We start from the raw sequence: 20,048 nt of genomic DNA on the forward strand, positions 1-20,048 counted from the left end.
GGTCCAATGATCAGGTCAATCCCAATTTAAGGCAGTCCATCGCTGTTGAGCTTGAAGAAAACAAAAAATATCCCTGATCTTGTCGAAGGGTCCAATGATCAGGTCAATCCCAATTTAAGGCAGTCCATCGCTGTTGAGCCTGAAGAAAACAAAAAAGATCCCTGAGCTTGTCGAAGGGTCCAATGATCAGGTCAATCCCAATTTAAGGCAGTCCATCGCGCTATTGACCCTGAAGGAAATCAGAAAAGATCCCTGAGCTTGTCGAAGGGACCAATGATCAGGTCAAAACCAATTTAAGGCAGTCCATTGCTGTTGAGCCTGAAGAAAACAAAAAAGATCCCTGAGCTTATCGAAGGGACCTGGGGTCAGGTCAATGCCTCTGAACGTTGAAACCACTTCGATAAGCTCAGTGAACTTGATCACCTGCTTTAAGTCGTCTTCTTGGTGGTTTTTTTCTTTGTCACTTTATTGGCTGCTTTCTTTTTCGTCACTTTTTTGGCCGCTGGCTTGTTGGCTGCTTGACGGCTGCTGGTTTGACTGACCGTGCGGATGGACTTCTGTTGACTCAGCCGTTGGATTTTTTGGCTCAGTGCGGTGACCCGCTCCAACACTTCGGTGTGGATGCCGAGTTTTTTGTTCATGGTCATGATCACCGGAATGAACGAAGTTTCCAAAGTTTCAGACAAGGAACCCAAGGCCGCATCCAAGCCCGGCAACGGCTCATTAGACACATGAACTTCCAGGTTCAGGTCACTGATGGCTTTGGATAATTGTTGGCTCATGTTATCCAAGTTTTGTTGGTTTTGGGTGGCCGCTGCTTGTTGTTTGTTGGCCACCGCGGCACTGACTTCACCCAACGCTTGTTGCAAAGCCGATATCTGACTGGCAATCTTGGTGGCACCATCGGCTTCATCCCCGGCCACCGCATTGCGAATTTTGAATTCTTTTTTGATGTCAGCCCAACGCGCGGCTTCTTCGGGGGTCAATACACCGCGCAGCTCCTTCAGTTTCAACAGGTTCTCTTCGGCGCCAGTGGTCAACAACTGGGCTTCACCCATGTAGTGGTCATTGATCAATTCCTGCAGTTCTGCATCATCCATGATGGCCACCACTTTTTCGGCCAATTTGTTCATGTTACGGTAACTGCCTTGCAGTTTGAACGGCGGCTCCTCGCGGTAGCGGTCATCCATCGCCGCCGAGCGGATGTATTGTTGGTTGACCTTGAGGATGACGTCCTGAATTTGGTACATTTTCTGTAACACCGAAATGATCTCATTGATTTCACTGGTGGCATAGCTGTGCGACAAGTCAGTACTGGGCACATTCTTGCCGTGGGCCATGTCCATCAACAGGTACAGATCATTCAAATCACGCAAAGCCAAAGGCGCCAGCACCGCATTGGAGGTCAGTGAATTCTCGATGTAACTCTTGGCAAACACGTCGTCTTGACCACTGAGCACATCACCCAGGTTGTACACATCGGCGCGGTTGGCCAGCATGTCGGGGATGCGGAACACTTCGCCCGATTCGGTGTAGGGGTTACCGGCCATGATCACACAGAATTTTTTACCCCGCATGTCATAGGTTTTGCTCACCCCTTGCCACACCCCTTCGATTTTGCGGGTGCCGTCACACAAGGAAATGAACTTTTGCAAAAACTCCGGATGGGTGTGTTGGATGTCATCCAAATACAGCATCACATTGTTGCCCATTTCCAGCGCCAGATTCAATTTATTCAATTCCTGGGCCGCGGTGGCATTGGGCGCGTTGTCCGGATCCAGGGATTTCACTTCATGACCCAGTGAGGGACAATTGATTTTCATGAAATTCAGGCCCAGGCGGTTGGCGGTGTACTCCATCAAGGTGGTCTTGCCGTAACCAGGGGGTGAAATCAACAGCAGCAAGCCCATCAAATCGCTGCGTTTTTGTTGTCCCAGCGCGCCCATTTGTTTGGCCAGGTTGTCTCCAATGATCGGTAAATAGGATTCATTGATCAATTGGTTGCGGACAAACGATGACAAGGGGCGGGCTTTGAACGATTCCAGCTCCATGGTGCTTTTCTGCGACTGCATCACCGCTTGTTTGACCTTGCGATAAGCCTGAAACTGTGGGTGCACCACCCCGGCAAAGTGCCCCAACCGTGCCATGAACTCATCAAATTCAAATCGCAAGGTGCGGTCTTTGATGTTGCCATGATCGCCCAACAACTCATCCACGGCACAACTCAGTGACACGGGGGAGTCATCGAATTGCTTGGCATCATCACACAACAGAAAGACAATGGCTTCATCGACATAGCGGTGCCAATCGGTGACCACACCGGCTTGTTTTTGTTGTTGGATCAAACCTTTGAGCCAATAGGACACCAACTGCCATTGTTTTTGCGGCTGGTCTTGCCACTGTTTGAGCTGTTGTTTGAATGGCTTGTACTCGGAAGTGGATTCCAAATGGGATTGTAACAAGCCCACCAACTTGGCGGCATGCGCCGACAATCGAAATCGATGGGTTTCATTGGGCTGGGTCAGGCAGGCAAACAAGAATTGGGCCGCGGTGGCCATTTGCGCTTCGCTGAATGTCAGGCCGATGGCCCCGTGGTGTGCTTGCATGTCGGCTTGTAAGGCGGCACACAAATCCAGACCCATGTCGCGACCGCCCAAACGGCTGGCGATTTTGTGGGCGGTTTGTGACTGTTCTCGAAAAGCCGCCTGACTGGCCTGGGTGGGGTGATTGAGCCAATAATGGATGGCGATGGCACGGGCGGTGGGCGCGTACATCAACAGCGGGGCCCGCTCATAAGCCTGTAGCAACTGTTGCAAAATCAGACTGGCATCATGGTCATGCACACCTTTTTCATAACCTTCCTGGTAACGCGGGCTGGCATAGGCCTTGACCACCGCCAACAGCTCGGCCGAGTCCATGGCCGACAAGTCCGCCAGGCGGTGCTCACCGGAGCCATCCAAAGCCCCTTGAAACAGGCTGAAGGCCAGGTATTCCGCCCGATACACGGTCGAATTTTCTGAGCCCATGGCTTGACCCCAGAATTCTTGAAAACTCAGCAAACGGTCGTCATTGACCGGCTCATAAAAATCAGTGCCCGACAAATGGAACACCAAATCATCACCTTTGGGCAAAATGGTCAAATCCAACGGCTGGGTGTTGACACTGAACTTGTGTTTGCCCAGCTTGATGGCATTGCCACCGTCTTCAAAGATGTCTTTTTTGTCACGCAGGCTGCGAATCGCCTGTTCTTTGACCGCTTTGAGGCGGGCTTCGACGTCATCGGCTTTGACGTTGTCATCCAATTCGCGCAATTGCGCCACCAATTCGGCCACTTTGTGCACCATGGGGTCGGATGAATAGTAGGTATTCAGTTGGTCATTGTCGGTGAATTTCAAGGACCGCCGTTCGATGCTCTTCAGCACCCGCGAAGCCGCTGATTGCACATTTTCCGCCTTGCGTTGGCGTTGATCAATCAGGCTTTGTTTTTTGTTTTCAAAGGTTTCGTGCAATTCCTCCCGTTTGTTGAGGATCTCATCGAGGAATTGTTCGTTGTCGCTGAATTGGCTTTCCAACTCTTCCAATTGCACCATCAAACGGGCCAATTGTTCATCACAGCCATCGGGGGTTTCGGCCAAAGCCACCCCAGACGTGATGCTTTGTGACAACACCGCCAGCTGTGCCCCAAACTCAGCCACCGACTCGGTGGCTGACAATTCCTTGATGGTTAAGCGGGCGTGTGCTTTGGTTTGGTTGATGCGGCTATAAACGGTGGACACCGATTCCAGAATCGCGGTTTTCATCAAGGTATCATCGATTTCCAAGCCATTGATGACTTCAGACAAGGCATCCAAGCCCAGGGCCATTTCCTCCAGCTCCTCATTGAGGGGTTTGAGGTCTTTGACCGTTTTCATCTCGCCGATTTTGCCGTGCACGTTTTCCACCACCAGGTTGTAGTGGTTCATGGCTTTTTCATCGGCCAGAAAATTCACCGTGCGCTTGCCCAGGGCTACTATTTCTTCGTCCACTTGGGTCGACAGACCATCGATGGTCTCGGTGTCGATGTAGCGGTATTCTCGCAAGGACAACAGATGGCCTTTCTGGCGCTTGAGGTCAAGCAAGCCGTTGACAAACGGTTCTGGGGTGTCCCAGTTGGCAATCTGAATTTGTCGCAACAGCTGTTTCAGGTCCTGCTGCGCTTGATTCAGCGCCTTGCCGGACTCTTGGCTGATGGAGCTGACCTTTTCAAATTCATCCAACACCAACTCGGCGGTCTCGCCAATGGTCTTCAAATGCGTGGCCACCCCACCCAGTTCGGCGTGGTCCAGCCAATAGTAACCATCCAACACCCGCTGGATGTTTTTGATCAACTCTTCATACACCACCACACTGGCGCTTTGCTCACTGATCAATTTGGCGATGCTGTACAGTTCAGAAATGCCCTGCACCAACTCGGCATTGCCGATGGTGGCCAGTACCGATTCATCCACCGGCTGGGCGGCACTGAATTCTTCGCTGGTGTATGGGGTTTGCCACACCTGCATCGGGTGGATGCGGGTCGGCTCTTTGGATTCCGAACGGAAAATGATCATGCGGCCGTTGTCATACAAGGAATAACCGTGGCCAAAAATGGGGCTTTGCAGTTCCTTGCGAATCATGTTGTAGGAATACAAGGCAAACTTGCCTTCGTGTCGCTCATAAAACACATACAACACGTCCTCACCATTGGGTGAATTCCAGCGGCGCTTGAAGCGCAAGCCACTGATGTCTTCGGCAAACACCTTGAATTCACCGCTCTGCAGGTAATAGCCACCGGGAAAGATGATGCCGTGATCATTGGGCAGCTGCACACAGGCATGGCCAATGGCATCGATGCGTTGCACGTCGTTGTTGCGGGTGTTGAACACAAAATGGCGCCACACCTCTTCCTTGTACGGCCGAATTTTCAACAAAATCAATGATTCAACCTGGGCGTAATAGATATCGGCGTCTTCCAGTGATTGGTGCGGCTCATCGACCGCTTCCTCGTAGATGCCCTCACCGTCTTCGGTGTTGTTTTCCACTTTGATGGTCAGATCCCCACCGACGGTTTCAACAAACACCTGATCCAAGATCGACACGTGGGGGTGACGGCCTTCGACAAAATGTTCGCGGGTGGCTTGGTGCCACTCGAAATCATATGGTGGCGGCAATTCGATATCGCGCTCACCGCGGTCGTCGATGTATTTGACTTCGCCATTGCTGCCGATGCCCCATCGAAACACACGGATGTCTCCGATGTTCTCGCCGATTTTGAACGCCGCCATCAGTTTTTGGTTGACCACCCGCAGTTGGATCAATTCGGACTTTTTGTAGTAACTGTACAGCTCCAGAAACTGTTTGACGAACAGTGGATCGTCCAAAAAGGTGCCTTTGAGCGATTCGGCTTTGACCTCAAACTTGCCGTCTGTTTCGGTCAAGCTGTACAGGGCAAACACATCCGAGACCTGGGTTTCCTTTTTCAGGCCGATGAACACGTTGTAACCAAACAACAGTTGGCCGTTGATGCGAACGATGTCTCTGGGGGTGCAATTGTGTTCGGTGCGCACCCGCACGCGATCAATCACTTCCAGAATGGTCTTGCCAAAAGCCTCTTCGCGCATGCGGTTCAAGGCAATGGCCTGGTTTTCCAGTAGCTTGTTTTGTTCTTCCAGCCGTTTGCGGATCACTTCATAGGAGCCACCTTCTGCCACGGCTTGATTGATGGTGTTGTTTTCCGTCATGGATGTCTCTGCTTTGGGTTGTACACAAGTCCTGTGTGGGAGGTCCCATTGGGCCACTGCCCGCCGAGACCCCGATCATGCGGTTGTTTAACTGTCTGCCTGGTCGTCGTCATTGCGTGACAATTTTTGGATCAGTTTGGTCACCGCTTCCTTATCGAATTTGGCCCCACCGCCCAAGCTCATCACTTTGCTGACGGCCGCCTGCAGGATGTCACTTTTGCCAATGGCACCATCCACGGCTTTACCCACGGCCAAGGAGCTCATGAATTTCTCCAGGAAGTCGCCATTGCCACCGACGATGTCAATGTTGGCTTCTTTCAAGGCTTCGGCCAGCACTTTGGCTTGGGTCTCGGCGATACCGATGTTGCCATCAATCGCTTTCATGTTCTCCAAGTGAGCCATGTCTAAGCCCATGCGGAATTCTTCATGCTCACGCACGGTGTCGTCCATGGTCGCCAAGGCGGCAAATTTCTCTTTCAAACCACGGGCTTCTGCGGCATAGCGTTCTTCAATCGCTTGCGCTTCGGCCACTTTGATTTTCACCGCCACCATGGCTTGTTGTTCTTCACCTTTGGCATCGGCTTCTTTCACCCGCACATTGGCCATGCCAATTTCTTCGGCACCGACCGCTTCGGCTTTCAACTTGCGAGTCAGCACTTCGGCTTCGGCCTCACCTTGTTTCTGGTTGGCCGCGGCTTTGGCTTCGGTCACTTGGGCTTCGGCCAAGCCGGCAGCCGCCACTTCTTCGCGAATCCCTTCGGCCAAACGAATCTTGGCATCGGCTTCTTTGGAGGCCGCTTCACGCTCGGCTTCGGCCAAGATGATGCGTTCGCTGGCGCGGTGTCTGGCGGTTGTTTCTTGGGCTTCAGCGGCTTTGATCTCTTTGATCAAAGCTTCTTCGGCCACCGCTTCGGCAGCAATCACTTGCGCCTGCTTGTTGCGTTTGGCCTCTTCCACCACGCGCAGTTCATTGATGTGCTCTTCTTGCTCGGCCACGGTTTTTTCCACCGCAATGCGTTCGCGGATCACATCGGCGATGTTTTTCTTTTCAACTTCCAGCTCTTTCTCTTTGTTGATTTCTTCCAACGCCACTTCGCGTTCGCGGCCCACCACTTCCAATTGCCGTACTTTGGTGACCTTTTCTTCTTCGATGGCCACGGCGCGCATGCGGTTGTTGGCCGCCACTTCGACTTCGCGCTGTTTGTTTTCTTCCATCACCATGATCTCTTGATCCGCGGCAATACGCGCCGCTTCTGATTTCAGGCGTTCTTCATTTTCGATTTTCTCTCTCTCGGCTTTTTCGCGGGCCTGCACTGAGGCAATTTCCCGCTGTTGCCGGGCTGTGGCATCGGCTTCGATGCGCTCCAATTCCAATATGCGCTCCCTGGCTTCCACATCGCGCTTTTTGATCTTGGTTTCTTCTTCGCGCTCAAACTCATTGGTCAGGATGTGTTGGGCAGCGGTCAATTCGGTGATCTTGCGAATACCCTGGGCGTCCAGGATGTTGTTTTCATCCAAAGACGTGATTGGGGTTTGTTCCAGGTAGTCAATTGCGGCGTCTTCCAACACATAACCGTTCAAGTCTTTACCAATCACCTGGATGATTTCATCGCGGAAACGGTCACGCTCCTCATACAATTCTTCGAATTCCAGTTTTTTACCCACGGTTTTCAAAGCTTCAGAAAACTTGGCGCTGAACAATTCTTCGATCGTGGCTTGCTTGGAGGCCCGCTCACAACCAATGGCCTGGGCCACTTTCAACACGTCTTCTTTGGTCTTGTTGACCCGCACGAAGAAGGTCACTTTGATGTCGGCCCGGATGTTGTCCTTACAAATCAAGCCGTCATGCCCCCGCCGATCAATCTCTATGGTTTTTAGAGAAATAATCATGAATTCTTTTTTATGAATCACCGGCCACACGGTGCGACCCGTGAAAGTCACTTCCGGGGTTTCCTTCAAGGTGTTCACAATCATGGCCTGTCCTTGTTCCACTTTCTGGTAGAACTTCATCACAATCAGCGCCAGGCCAATGATGGCCAGCACCACAACGCCTGCCCACATGGCTATGGCGATTAATAAATCACTGTTCATTGTTTTTATTCTCCTTAAAACGAAGTCTTTTAATATCAACAACCTGGGTTGTTATGCTTGTGTTGATTCTGTGTTGCGTCCAGGTTGTGCCCCATGCAACACACAATCAAATTCAGAGCCCTTGGCAGCGGCTTGCCTGCCGCTGTTTGGCCGGTTCCTTGGGGTTAATCAAAAGGGTCAATCAAAATCACTTGTTTTGATCACCCAGTAACTGCCGTCATCCTCATCATACGACTTCAGGATCACGTGGTCACCCTTTTTGATGCCGTCTTCCGGGTTGGCCCGAACATCAAACAACATACCGGCCCCGCCGTCTTCATATTCCGCTTGGCCAAAGGTCTCATTGACCGAGCCGGTCTTCACCACACATTCGGCGCCAATAAACGAGGCTTTGTTCCTCGCACTGTGGGAGACAAAGGCGCTTTTCAGCGGTTTGATCAATTGGGCCGTGACGGGAATGGCCAGACCAAAACTGACCACCAACAAGGCCGCCCCCACCAACCATTGCAGCAGCGCCAAAGGCACCAAAGGCAACAGCATGGAAGCCGCGATGTAGCATATCAACCAGGAAGACGCCACCAGAATCGACACCACCACGGTGACCGGCACGCCAGTCAAGCCCCATTTCAGCATGAAGCCGGTGACCCCACTCAAACCTTCCGAATCCAAATCAGGATCCACGGTGGCACCCACATCCATGTCCGGTTCGATGTCCACATCAACATCAACGTCCACATCCAAGTCCAAATCGGCATCGAACATTTCGATGTCCACCGCACCCAGCATGGCCAACAGCCAATAGACCATGATGATGGCCAGCAAGAAGGTGAACACCACCACCGGAAAACTGATTATGTTGTTGATAAATACGTCCATCTTCACTCCTCATCTGCTTGGCGCACGTGCTCGATCAATTTCTCCGCGGCACGTCGCTTGACCTCAACCGGGTCTTGGCTGTCTAGTTTATAGGCTTTGGCCAAAAATGCCATGTCTTCATCCGACAATGATATGGATAAACGCAATCGCTTCGGTTTGCGTGACACGTTCAAGCCCAAAATTTGTCGGATGCGGTCCGAGGGGTTGATGCTGCGATCCAAAGCTTCTTTGCGAATCACATACTGGATCTTTTCACCGACATCAAACGCCACCTGGGTCGCTTTCACGGCCTTTTTTTCGGTCGCCCATTTGTTCAATATTTTTTGTTTTTTATCAGTCATGCGGCCGATCGATCCCTGTCAAATATCCATCTCAACACATCAGCTGCATGGTCCTTTGCCTGATAAAAACATGGTTTCACTGGTTTCATTTTGTTCGCTGACTGCTGTTGGGCAGTCTTCATTCAAATCGGTTGCAGCAGACTATCCTTGTCAACCATCCTGTCAACACACCTGCTGCCTCATCCATGACCCGAGTCTTTGTTGTTACTTGGGGACCGTGGTTTGAACCACAGGTCCGCTTAATCAAGTGGCAGCCGATCAATCCTTGTCAATGATCCTTTTCAACACATCGGCTGCACCGTCCTTTGCCTGGTCAGCAATCGACTTCTTCGATGCTGGTAATTCTTTGGGTTCTTCCCACCCTTCGTCAACCTCGTACTGCTGGTCTATTTGTTGTTGCTTGCGGCGAATCCGTTCCAGGGACCGCTTGGCTGACAACATCTTGGCATCGGCCTTGGCAAAACTTTGAGTGATCACATCGGTCGCCTTTTGGATGTCCGCTGTGGTTTGTACCATCGCCAGTTGCCGTTCCAATTCCATCAAAGTTCGCTCAGTTTGTTCCATTTGTCGCGTCAAATGCCCCAAATGCAACTCATGTGAGCGCAGGATCGCGGCTTCCGTGTCTCGGTCCTGCTCCAACTCCACCATTTCCGTGGCCAGTTCAAACGCCAAAGCCTCGTCATCCTGACTCAGGGCATCGATGATGCGCTGTTCCTGCTGGTCCACGCGCTCATTGATGATCTTCAACTTCCTTGAACTCTGTAACTCCTTGGCCAACTCATCCGTGATGGCCCGTTTGGCCTGCTTAATGCTGTCCTTGGCCACCTCGATCTGCCGCTCATGAATTCGGGTTCCTCTCGAATCCATCACCGCTTCACTCAAGGCCCGTGAATCTTCCCTGATCACGTTCATTATTTTCTCCAATATGTTTTTCCCGACGCCGGCTTTGTTGTCAGACTTACCTTCCGACTTGTTGTCTTTATTCGGGTCTTGCTTGTCGTCACTCATACCAAAAAATCCTCCATGGCCGACACCACATCGACGGCGTTTTCGTTCAGCATCACCACTTCTTCCACCACCTTTTCCAAATCAGACCTCACTGACAACGCCCCAAACAGCACATAGCGGTCGCCTACCCTGGCATAGGAGGACAAAGGGATCGATATGCTGGTGTCCAACATCATCTCCAACATCTCCGTGCGTCTGTCTGTTTTGATTTCATCTTCAGTCCACAAATAAACAATACAAATGATTTGAAATTGAGTCTGTGTGATGAATACCGGAAAACCATCAAAACCATTCATCTCAACCTGCAACACTTCCACTTCGCCGCTGATCCTTTGACAATCAAAGGTGAACCCTTCCGCGGTTCGATGTTGAGATAATTTAATGGCTAAATCCTCTGTATTCATGTTGTTATGCTCTCCTTCAACTGCTCAATGCATGATGACATAATATGTCACTATGACATAATATGTCAATGTGACTGAAGTCATGTTGCGGTGAATAATTCACGACTGAATTTAATGATTGGTCTATCAAAGATCATCCATGTCGTTGAATTGTTTGATTTTTTTATTCAGTTCTTCTGATTCAAGAAAACATTATTTGTTTTGATATTGATCTAACTTTTCTTTTCTGGCAATGTTCACTTGATCAAAACCAAGCTGCTTGAGGTCGTCCATGGCCGACACAAACAGCCCCGTGTCGGTCTCATCGCTGACAATCAAAACCACCGATTTGAATGACTCAGTTAATCGCTTGGCCCTGATGCGATTTTTCAGTTGATTGGCTTGGATCAATTCACCATTGACTTGCAACTGGCCATCCAGTTCGATAACCTGCAGAACTTTGGGGTTACCCACAAAATCATAATTGACGCTGACTGAGGCTCCTGGCAGCGGCTCAATGGCGGTTTCTTTGACTGGAATCAATTGATTCACCCGCTGGTTATACGACTGGTCCATGGCTTCAATGATGCAGACCATGAACTGCGCTTCAGCCTTGGCCTGTTGCGCTGAGTTGATGGCCGTGTCATCTGTGGAGACTGGAAGGTGGTGTTGGCACGCTTTGGCTTGTTGCTCAACTTTTGCCAAGCACGGGACTCTGTTGTCACAAAACAGTTTCAATGCATTGACTTGAGCTTGGATCTCGTCATCGGCGGTGAGGTCAGACTGTTGGCAAGCCATCAACAGCAACATCAACAACATCACAAACAGTGGTTTGGTGATTTTTCTCATGATTCCTTTCATCCGTTATCTTGGATTCTCATCATACATCAGTCACCCACAGCCGGGTGATCTCTGTTGCGCTTTTATCGCTTATTTTGTCCACTTTGATTCAATTCATTCATCGCAGTTGCTGAGTTTTGTCGCAAATCTGACAGGTGCTCTCTGGCAGCTTGAATGGTGGCAGCGGCTTGTTGCCACTGTTGGGGGTCGATGCGGCTCTGTTGCCGCTTGGGGGCTTGTTGTTGCTGGTGCTTGGCCGTGGCGACAGCGGCGGCCACATCCAGCGCCGCCGTGGTGGTCATCACGGTTTGATCGATGTCGCGGATCAGGCTTTGGTTCTGCTGGATGATCAACTCCAAGGTCATCACGCCTTGCCGGGCGATCAGCAATTGCTGCTGCAATTCGATCAGCCGTTGTTGCACCGGCGGCAGCCATTCGTCCTGAATCAAAGCTCGCAGTGAGGCCATGGATTGACCGCTCAGGCTTTGTTTGAGTTGGGCTTCCAGAGCGGCCACAAAATCAAACACCCCAGACAAGGCCGCCAAACCTTGGTTGAGTGCCACCAAATCGTCCTGCAGGATGTGGTTGTCACGGCGCAGTTGCTTTTGCTCCGCTTGCAGTCGATCCATCAAGCCCGATAAGGCCTGTTGGTTTTCTGCAAACCGATCCAACCACATCTGAAAGGCTGTTTGGCGCCAGGAAAACAACAACAAAAACCGTTCTTTCCAGTTCAGCCGCTGTTTGGGTGGTTGCATGTCCGCCACCTGCTGTTGCAATTGGCGCAACAAAGAAGACACCCGCCCCCCGGCCTCGGTGTCGGCCATCAACTGCTGCAAGGGCTGCACCAGGCGGTGGTTCAATTGCCAATAGGCTTGCTGCTCATGGCGGCCCAATTCAGCCAAGGCGTCGTGCACTTGGGTCACCAAGCGGTGATTATCAGGGTCCACAGACGCCACCCAAGACACCAACTCTTGTGATTTTTGCTGCAGATACGCATCGGCATTCGCTGCCATTAGGTCAGGTTCCAGTGCCGTCAGTTGCTTGAATGTCGCCAAGTCAGTTGTCATGCCAGTCGTCATGTCAGGGGTCAAGATCCATTTTCTGATGACATCATTATACCCATGATCTCCAGCCAAATGCTGCTGTCATTGATCATCCTGAGCGACATGATGCAGAAAGTCTTCGATCAGGGCTGCAGCCTGATTGGGTTTGCTTTGCAAAATAAAATGAGGGCCAGCAATGGCTTGGATTTGGATGGCTGGAAAGTGCTGTTTGAATGCAATGGCTTTGGACTTGGGCACCAAACGGTCATGAGCCGGTTGTAAATAAATGGCTGGCTTATTCACCCGCGCAAGTTTTGGATCAAGTTTTTGCATGGCAACCATTCTGTTTTTCAAGGTCTGATCATCAACCTGCTCGACCACAGTTTTGAATTGCTTCAGGAATGGGCCACTGGCCTCGCGTCCCAACATCAGCACCCTCAAGACCCCATTGGCTCCTGGCATACGCATCATGCCGCTGATCGGCAGCCAACGAGCCAAAGACAGTAGCAGGCGGGACGGGGCTGAGAGGAAAGTGGCCACGAAGATCACGGCTTGGACCTGCGGCAACGCAGACAGCTGCGCGGCAATGGGACCGGCAAAAGACTCACCCATCAACACACAGGGCTCAGTCGGCAATTCCGCATGGATTTTTTGCACCAAGGTGGCGTAATCCTGCGGACCAGTTGCCGGCAGAGGCAACACCAGGCAATCCTGGTCAGGCAACGCAGCCAGCAGCGGGCCAAACAGCTCGCCCGTGCCATCCATACCGGGAATCAACACCAGTTTCATATCACAAAGGCCTCAAACATAGAATACTCACACTTCATACCTAACCACTTTCACCAAAGAATCGAATGTCATTTGTTCCAATGTGTTGATGATGACTTTTTGTGAAAAGTCAGCACTCCTTTGACCAGAACCCGCCCCAATCAGTGGCAATGCGACACTGCAGTATCCATTTTCATTGACCAAGTTCATGGCATTGATCACTGACTGGGCGATTGAGTTTTTTGTGGCCAACCAAAACAGATTGATGCCAGCCACATGGATGATCGATTTGAAATTCAGCCGCCCTGCTCCGGTTTCTCTGGCGGCTCCCAACGGGATAGGGCCCATTTTGGCCAATTCTTTGAATGGAGCGGTACCCGCTTGTTTTTTGATTGCACCCGACACCCCCTGAGGGATTAACAACCACCAAGGAATGATGTTGCGGTTCCAACTGTTGACAATGACATCCACTGGTTGTGCCAATAAATCACCAGTCACCAGTTCTATATTCACAGCCCTCATATGACTGCGTGCCTGTTGATAAAAACTTGATCCGCCAACTCAATCATCAACTGTCCCGCTTCAATGGTGTTGACCGCATCAACTTGCATGGCCTGATAACCATGATACGCGCCCCAGATTGCTCCAGCCATGGCGGCGATGGTATCGGCATCACCGCCCATCTGACCAATGAAAGCAGTCATTTCGGTATAGGGCCGCGGCAAAAATTGCAGGGCCGTCGCCAATGCTGTGACGCACGATTGGGGGGCTGACATGCCATTACCATACTGCTGCACCATGGATTTGGGGTTGTGGACCAGCTGTGCCTCAATTTGCTGTTGCAGCCGCAACAGCTTTTGCTGTAATGCATCCTGCTTGACCAGTTTGAGCATGATTTCTGCCATCACAACTGGACTTTGTTGTTGCATCGCCATCAGCGCCCCCATCGCCAATAACTGAGCACCCTCAATGCCCAGTGGATGGGCATGGGTGATCATGGCTGCTTGCTCAGCGGCTGCCAACAACTCAGCCTCAGACTGAAAAAACAGGGCCAACACCGGCGCTCGCATGGCAGCCCCATTGCCATAAGAACCGTTTTTGAAGTGCCGATTGTTGGCTGTGCGCCAATCCACACCGCGCTTGATACTTTTCAGTAATTTGGCCGATCCAGGACCATAGCCCCTGGACCATCGGTAGCTGCGGGCGAACTGACCGGCCAAGTGGTCCTGATCGAGTTCACCGCAGTGATTGATGGAATGGATGATGTCCAGCGCCATCTGGGTGTCATCGGTGAACCGCAATTGTCCGCCCGTCTTGCCAATCAGTCGCCACAATGCCCGTTCCAAAATACCGCCTTCATAGCTGGCACACAAAGCATCCCCACAGGCCAGTCCCAATAAACAGCCACGGAATTGGTCTTTGGAGAATGAATCTGGATTATCCATATAACTCTTTGAAAACAGCGACAAATTGTTGATGCGTTTTGTCCTCGAAATTGATCAGCAACACCTGCAGGTCGCGGTCGTTTTGTTGCAACCAGGCTTGGGTGGTTTGGATGGCGATGTGGGCAGCCTGAGCAATTGGGTAGCGGTATGAACCGCAACTGATGGCGGGAAAAGCAATGTGTCGGAGGCGGTGCTCATGCGCCAGTTGCAGTGACTGTTGGTAACAAGAAGTCAACATGGCGGCTTCGTGGTTGCCGCCGCCATACCAAACCGGACCCACCGTGTGGATGATGTATTTGGCCGGTAAATTAAAGCCTGGGGTGATTTTGGCTTGCCCCGTTTGGCAGCCACCCAGGGTGCGACACAAGGCCAGCAGTTCGGGTCCCGCGGCGCGATGAATCGCACCATCGACCCCACCACCGCCACACATGGCGTTGTTGGCGGCATTGACGATGGCGTCTACTTTGAGTTGGGTGATGTCCCCTTGAATCAACTCGATGCCCATCATTCAGCTCCTATGCACTGTGGCCAATGTACTCCGGCGGGATGTGATCGGCCAACCAGATGTTTTCATTGCCGGCATAAAAGGCCACCCCAGCGGCATGGGCCCGCTGGGCATCCACCTGCAGAATCACATATTCGGTGTGCCAACGCTTGGCCACGATTTCTGCGGTCTGACGATCGGTGGACAGGTGCACATTTTGTCGGTTCATGGCTTTCATGCCTTGGGCTTTGATTAACTCAGCTGTTGCTTTTGGTGTACCGTGATACAGCACATCAGGCGGTGTGACTGCGTTCCGTTCTATGCGGGCTTTGATCGAGTGTCCATAATAAGCCCGGATGCGGTTGTGCTTGATTTCAAACCGTTGCTTACCACTCTGGCGGGCAATCTGCTCAAAAGTTTCGATGTTGACATCGGTATAGACTGGGTGTTTTTCGACCATGTGCTTGATCAGCACGGGCAAATCGACCCAACCTTCGGCATCCAAGGTGATGTCATAATCCTCCGGTTTATGTCGCAGGATGTATGACACCAGTTTACTTAATTTAATCACATTCATGATGATGTTCCTGATATCTTGTCATTGGCATCGGCGGCCCTGACTTCCTTGGCAATCACTTCAATGTGGCCGACGATGTTGTTGTTCAATTGTTCTAAATCAGCCGCAGGAATCCACCATTCGGTGTGTTGCTGGCCTCCAACCACTTCCACTTTGTATTGTTCCACGAATGAGCGCTGCACCGCAAAACGGGTCACATAACCCACACCAAGCTCTCGCACGTTCCAGGCATTCACCTCATGGGCATAGGCCTCATTGGTGACCGGATAAAAAATGTCTTGCCCAGGCAAGCGTGGCGGCCACTGGGTATAGCCACTGGCTTTGACCAAGTCCATTTCGGCCTGTCCACATGGTCGGTACATGGTGATGGTGTCTGTTTTATTCATACTCGATCCTGCCTGATGTTGTTGATGGCGGCTTCACAGTCAGGAACATATACCGTTTCTGCGGGCATCATCAGTTCATTCAACGGCCTTTTTTCCAATGTTTGCCTTTGTTCAGCCACAAACGGACTGATGTCTTTAATTTCAATGATGCCCTCACCCTTGAGTGGCTCCAGCTTGGTTCCCCGGATGCCCAGTTGGATGGCTTTTCGGGCCTGTTTGGCACCAAAGGGGTCATGGTCTGGATCCCATTGCAAGCGCACATCAGAATCGGCCACCGCTTGCTGCCAAGCCGCATGATCATTGAATGCCGACTGCCCAAAAGAAGAGGCCACGGCATGAGTTAAAAAGTCATCAAATACGTGCTTTTTTAACTTGATGGCCAGAATGACTTCTTGACCGGGCTTGGTGCCCCAACCCGAACGGTACATCATCCACAGAAAGTTGTGTTTGATCCAAGTCATGCGTTGGTAACTGAATTCACCACCAAAGCACTGGTGGTCTACGGCATAGCGACCAATTGATTCGCGATAAGCCTGGTACACCACAATGGCTTCATCATCGTATTGAGCCATGATGTGTTTGCCTTCAGCTGGCCATTGTTTCACCTGACTCAGGTATTTTTCTGTCCTTAAATTCATGTTCCTTGCCTGTTTTATAAACTCCGGGTAAAAAAATGCGGTTGTTTGGATTTGGCCGCATACAAAGCAGCCGGCCGGCCCCGCTCGGCGCTGACTTCATCCAATTCCTTGACCAAATCAGCCGACAACATGCGTCGCCGGAACGATTTCTTTTCCAATTTGTGGTCCAGCAAGATTTCAAAAGCCTGTTGCAACTGCGTCAAAGTGAATTTTTCAGGCAGCACATGAAAACCAATGTCCGTGTAGCTGACTTTGTTGGCCAGCCGTTCCCGCGCCAGTTTGATCAACTCTTTGTGGTCGAAAGCCATGGAACTGATGGCCACATCTTCCATCGACAACCACTGCACTGCATCGCCGACTTCATTGGCCCCAATCACATCCTCGTAAGGAATCAGGGCAAAATACAAAGTGGTCACCGACCAGCCCCGGGGATCCCGGCTTTTGTTGCCAATGGTCGCCACTTGTTCCAGGTAGGGGCTTTTGACCCCGGTTTTGTTCAACAGTTTACGCAGCGCGGTTTCTTCGATGGTCGAATCGGTGGCCAAGTCAATGAAGCCACCGGGCAGTGCCAGCTTGCCTTTCTCTGGAAACTGCGACCGCTTCACCATCAAGATCTTCAAATCATTTTCAATCAAGGTGAAGATGCACAAGTCCACTGTCACCAATGGCGCATCGAAGGCTTTGGGGTCGTAATGGATTAAAAATTCTTTTTCGGTTTGATAACTCATCGCTTGACTTTTATGTGGCTTTGCGCCACTATATCAGTTGTCAGACAGACTGACAAGACAAAAATTCAATTTAAGGGGATTCCTTATGCCAAAACAATTCGACTTCCTGGTCTTCATTGGCCGTTTTCAACCGTTCCACTCGGGCCACCTCAAAGTGGTACAAAAAGCCCTGACCCAAGCCGACAAATTGATTGTGTTGATTGGCTCGGCCCACCAACCCAGGTCCTTGCGCAACCCCTGGCAATTCGATGAACGCGATGCCATGATGCGGGCCTGTCTGAGCACTGCAGAAAACCAGCAATTGATCACCGCACCGTTGATGGATGTGACCTACAACGATGAACTGTGGGTGAAAAACGTGCAATCCACCATCCAAGGCTTGGTCACCGCCCACTTCACCACCCCACACAAACACCCGCGCATCGGCCTGATTGGACACAGCAAAGACCACTCCTCTTATTATTTGAATCTGTTCCCACAATGGGGTTCGGTGGCAGTTGATGATTATTTGAACATCAATGCCACCCCAATCAGGAACGCCCTGTTGGCCGAAAAAGAAACGGTGCAGTCAACCATTCAGCAGTTACAGACACTAGACCACCTACCTCCAGCCGTGGCTGACTACCTGGTAGACTTCTCGCAAAATGGTCACCGCGACGTATTCCATCATTTGTGCGATGAATTCAGTTTCATTCAACGTTACAAGCAAGGCTGGGAAGTGGCCCCATACCAACCCACTTTTGTCACGGTGGATGCCGTGGTGGTGCAATCCGGGCACATTTTGCTGGTGGAGCGAAAAGCCAGCCCGGGCAAAGGACTGCTGGCCCTGCCCGGTGGTTTTGTCGACGGCCACGAAACCCTCAAAGACGCCTGCATCAGGGAACTCAAGGAAGAAACCAAGCTCAAGGTGCCGGTGCCCGTGCTGTATGGTTCCATCCGGCACAATGACGTGTTTGATGACCCTTATCGTTCGATGCGTGGACGCACCATCACCCATGCCTTTTATATTGAGCTCAAACCCAATCAAGCGCTGCCCAAGGTCAAAGGCGGTGATGACGCCAAACAAGCCTTTTGGCTGCCACTGTCAGAATTGGATCCTGCCCACTTGTTTGAGGACCATTACTTCATCATTCAAAAGATGATTGGGCAGTATTGACATGGGGTTTGAATAGCTCTTGACTTTTTAGTGGCCATGTGCCACTATATGAGTGTGGCATGAAAGCCACAGCGGCCCATAGACAGACTTTGGCTGATCAACCAATAACGGAGGATTTCCGTCATGAATAATTTAATCTTGAATACCGACTCTTACAAAACTTCACATTACCTTCAATACCCACCTGGCACTCAATACGTCTCCAGTTACATTGAGTCCAGGGGTGGGGAATTTACTGCCAGTTTGTTTTTTGGTTTGCAAATGTTCATCAAGCAATACTTGACCCATGCCATTACCCGCGAAGACATCGATGAAGCCGCGGCCCTTTATGAATTGCATGGCGTGCCTTTCAACCAGGCTGGTTGGGAACACATTTTACAGGCGCATCAAGGGCTGCTGCCAATCAAAATTGAAGCCATCAAGGAAGGCACGGTGTTGCCTACGAGGAATGTGATGGTGCAAATCATCAACACCGATCCAGCCTGTGCCTGGTTGACCTGTTTCGTGGAAACCGCTTTGTTGCGTGCGATTTGGTACCCCACCACCGTGGCCACCGTCTCGCATGCATGCAAGCAAGTGATTGCAAAATACATGCGTGAAACCGCCGGGCACACCGAGGGATTGGCCTTCAAGTTGCATGATTTTGGGGCGCGCGGCGTCAGTTCATTGGAGTCTGCGGCCATTGGAGGTTTGGCGCATTTGGTGAACTTCCAAGGCACCGACACCGTTTCGGCCTTGGTCCAAGGCCGTCAATTTTATGGTGAGGCCATGGCGGGTTTCTCAATCCCGGCCTCAGAACACAGCACCATGACCAGCTGGGGACAATCACGTGAGACGGAAGCCTATCAAAACATGCTGGAGCAATATGGTGGTCCAGGCAAAACCGTGGCGGTGGTCAGTGACTCCTACGACATCTGGCATGCCATTGACCACATTTGGGGCAGAGAATTGAGGCAACAAGTGATCAATCACGGCGGTACCTTGGTGGTCAGGCCCGACAGCGGCGACCCAGTCAGCATGGTGTCAGATGTGATTGAGCGACTGATGAAACAATTTGGTCACCGTTACAATGCGGTCGGATTCAAAGTGTTGCCCGACTTCTTGCGGGTGATTCAAGGCGATGGGGTGTCATTGACCACCATCGAACAGATCTTGGTTGAAATGAAACGCCGCCAACTCAGTGTCGAAAACATCGCTTTTGGCATGGGGGCGGAACTGTTGCAAAAAGTGAACCGCGACACCTTGAAGTTCGCCATGAAAGCCTCAGCCGTTGGCATCAACGGTGAATGGATCGATGTCTACAAAGACCCAATCACCGACCCTGGCAAGAAATCCAAAGCCGGACGTCTGGCTTTGATCCAACAAAATGGCCAATACCAAACCATCCGCGCCAGTGAGTTGAGTGGTCGCCAAAACTTACTTAAACCGGTGTTCCTCAATGGACGCTTGCTCAAAGAATGCACTTTGAAGGAAGTGCGTGCACAACAACAACTGACTGGTCAAAAAGCCGCATAGGAGTTTTAAC

At 51.2% G+C, this 20,048-nt stretch carries 18 protein-coding genes; 2 read left to right on the plus strand and 16 right to left on the minus strand.

Annotated elements, in window-relative coordinates:
* Positions 1 to 428: 428 nt before the first annotated feature.
* The 16 genes from K7G70_RS13065 to K7G70_RS13140 form a co-directional block, all read right to left on the minus strand.
* Positions 429 to 5,759: a DNA repair ATPase gene (locus K7G70_RS13065; protein WP_223789100.1), complete on the minus strand. Its 5,331-nt coding sequence runs from the start codon at positions 5,757 to 5,759 to the stop codon at positions 429 to 431.
* An 87-nt stretch (positions 5,760 to 5,846) separates the two neighbouring features.
* Positions 5,847 to 7,850: a hypothetical protein gene (locus K7G70_RS13070; RefSeq protein ID WP_223789101.1), complete on the minus strand. Its 2,004-nt coding sequence runs from the start codon at positions 7,848 to 7,850 to the stop codon at positions 5,847 to 5,849.
* A 177-nt stretch (positions 7,851 to 8,027) separates the two neighbouring features.
* Complete coding sequence (locus K7G70_RS13075) at positions 8,028 to 8,726, minus strand: OB-fold-containig protein (RefSeq protein ID WP_223789102.1); 699 nt, start codon at positions 8,724 to 8,726, stop codon at positions 8,028 to 8,030.
* A gap of 2 nt (positions 8,727 to 8,728) precedes the next feature.
* Complete coding sequence (locus K7G70_RS13080; RefSeq protein WP_223789103.1) at positions 8,729 to 9,067, minus strand: hypothetical protein; 339 nt, start codon at positions 9,065 to 9,067, stop codon at positions 8,729 to 8,731.
* 258 nt (positions 9,068 to 9,325) lie between these two features.
* Complete coding sequence (locus tag K7G70_RS13085; RefSeq protein WP_223789104.1) at positions 9,326 to 10,075, minus strand: PspA/IM30 family protein; 750 nt, start codon at positions 10,073 to 10,075, stop codon at positions 9,326 to 9,328.
* On the minus strand, positions 10,072 to 10,479 hold the full coding sequence (locus K7G70_RS13090) for a YjfI family protein (protein WP_223789105.1): 408 nt from the start codon (positions 10,477 to 10,479) through the stop codon (positions 10,072 to 10,074). Before K7G70_RS13090 ends, K7G70_RS13085 begins: the two co-directional genes overlap by 4 nt.
* A 192-nt stretch (positions 10,480 to 10,671) precedes the next feature.
* Entirely contained in the window at positions 10,672 to 11,307 is a 636-nt protein-coding gene (locus K7G70_RS13095; protein WP_223789106.1) for an ExbD/TolR family protein, read from the minus strand.
* A 74-nt stretch (positions 11,308 to 11,381) separates the two neighbouring features.
* Positions 11,382 to 12,365 (minus strand): toxic anion resistance protein, encoded by a 984-nt coding sequence (locus K7G70_RS13100; RefSeq protein ID WP_223789107.1) that lies wholly within the window; start codon positions 12,363 to 12,365, stop codon positions 11,382 to 11,384.
* 78 nt (positions 12,366 to 12,443) lie between these two features.
* The gene (locus K7G70_RS13105) at positions 12,444 to 13,130 is read right to left on the minus strand and encodes an alpha/beta fold hydrolase (protein ID WP_223789108.1); all 687 of its coding nucleotides are present in this window, start codon (positions 13,128 to 13,130) and stop codon (positions 12,444 to 12,446) included.
* A 27-nt stretch (positions 13,131 to 13,157) separates the two neighbouring features.
* On the minus strand, positions 13,158 to 13,622 hold the full coding sequence (locus K7G70_RS13110; RefSeq protein WP_223789109.1) for a macro domain-containing protein: 465 nt from the start codon (positions 13,620 to 13,622) through the stop codon (positions 13,158 to 13,160).
* A 5-nt stretch (positions 13,623 to 13,627) separates the two neighbouring features.
* A complete protein-coding gene (locus K7G70_RS13115) occupies positions 13,628 to 14,554 on the minus strand; it encodes an ADP-ribosylglycohydrolase family protein (protein WP_223789110.1) in 927 nt (308 codons plus the stop codon).
* Positions 14,547 to 15,059, minus strand: a complete 513-nt coding sequence (locus K7G70_RS13120; RefSeq protein WP_223789194.1) for an O-acetyl-ADP-ribose deacetylase — start codon at positions 15,057 to 15,059, stop codon at positions 14,547 to 14,549. The genes K7G70_RS13115 and K7G70_RS13120 overlap by 8 nt, the downstream gene beginning before the upstream one ends.
* A 10-nt stretch (positions 15,060 to 15,069) precedes the next feature.
* Complete coding sequence (locus K7G70_RS13125) at positions 15,070 to 15,615, minus strand: RNA 2'-phosphotransferase (protein WP_223789111.1); 546 nt, start codon at positions 15,613 to 15,615, stop codon at positions 15,070 to 15,072.
* Complete coding sequence (locus K7G70_RS13130) at positions 15,612 to 16,001, minus strand: hypothetical protein (protein ID WP_223789112.1); 390 nt, start codon at positions 15,999 to 16,001, stop codon at positions 15,612 to 15,614. The genes K7G70_RS13125 and K7G70_RS13130 overlap by 4 nt, the downstream gene beginning before the upstream one ends.
* The gene (locus tag K7G70_RS13135; RefSeq protein ID WP_223789113.1) at positions 15,998 to 16,639 is read right to left on the minus strand and encodes a DUF4291 domain-containing protein; all 642 of its coding nucleotides are present in this window, start codon (positions 16,637 to 16,639) and stop codon (positions 15,998 to 16,000) included. Before K7G70_RS13135 ends, K7G70_RS13130 begins: the two co-directional genes overlap by 4 nt.
* Before the next feature lie 14 nt (positions 16,640 to 16,653).
* Positions 16,654 to 17,367: an NUDIX hydrolase gene (locus K7G70_RS13140; RefSeq protein ID WP_223789114.1), complete on the minus strand. Its 714-nt coding sequence runs from the start codon at positions 17,365 to 17,367 to the stop codon at positions 16,654 to 16,656.
* 85 nt (positions 17,368 to 17,452) lie between these two features.
* Between K7G70_RS13140 and K7G70_RS13145 the strand changes: the two genes are divergently transcribed.
* Together K7G70_RS13145 and K7G70_RS13150 are read left to right on the plus strand one after the other, a co-directional pair.
* The gene (locus K7G70_RS13145; RefSeq protein WP_223789115.1) at positions 17,453 to 18,523 is read left to right on the plus strand and encodes a bifunctional nicotinamide-nucleotide adenylyltransferase/Nudix hydroxylase; all 1,071 of its coding nucleotides are present in this window, start codon (positions 17,453 to 17,455) and stop codon (positions 18,521 to 18,523) included.
* Positions 18,524 to 18,637: 114 nt separating this feature from the next.
* Positions 18,638 to 20,038 carry a nicotinate phosphoribosyltransferase gene (locus K7G70_RS13150; RefSeq protein ID WP_488801384.1) on the plus strand — a complete coding sequence of 467 codons (1,401 nt, stop codon included), beginning with the start codon at positions 18,638 to 18,640 and terminating at the stop codon, positions 20,036 to 20,038.
* The last annotated feature ends 10 nt before the right edge of the window (positions 20,039 to 20,048 follow it).

This window comes from Marinicella meishanensis, from assembly GCF_019931145.1.
GTDB lineage: Bacteria > Pseudomonadota > Gammaproteobacteria > Xanthomonadales > Marinicellaceae > Marinicella > Marinicella meishanensis.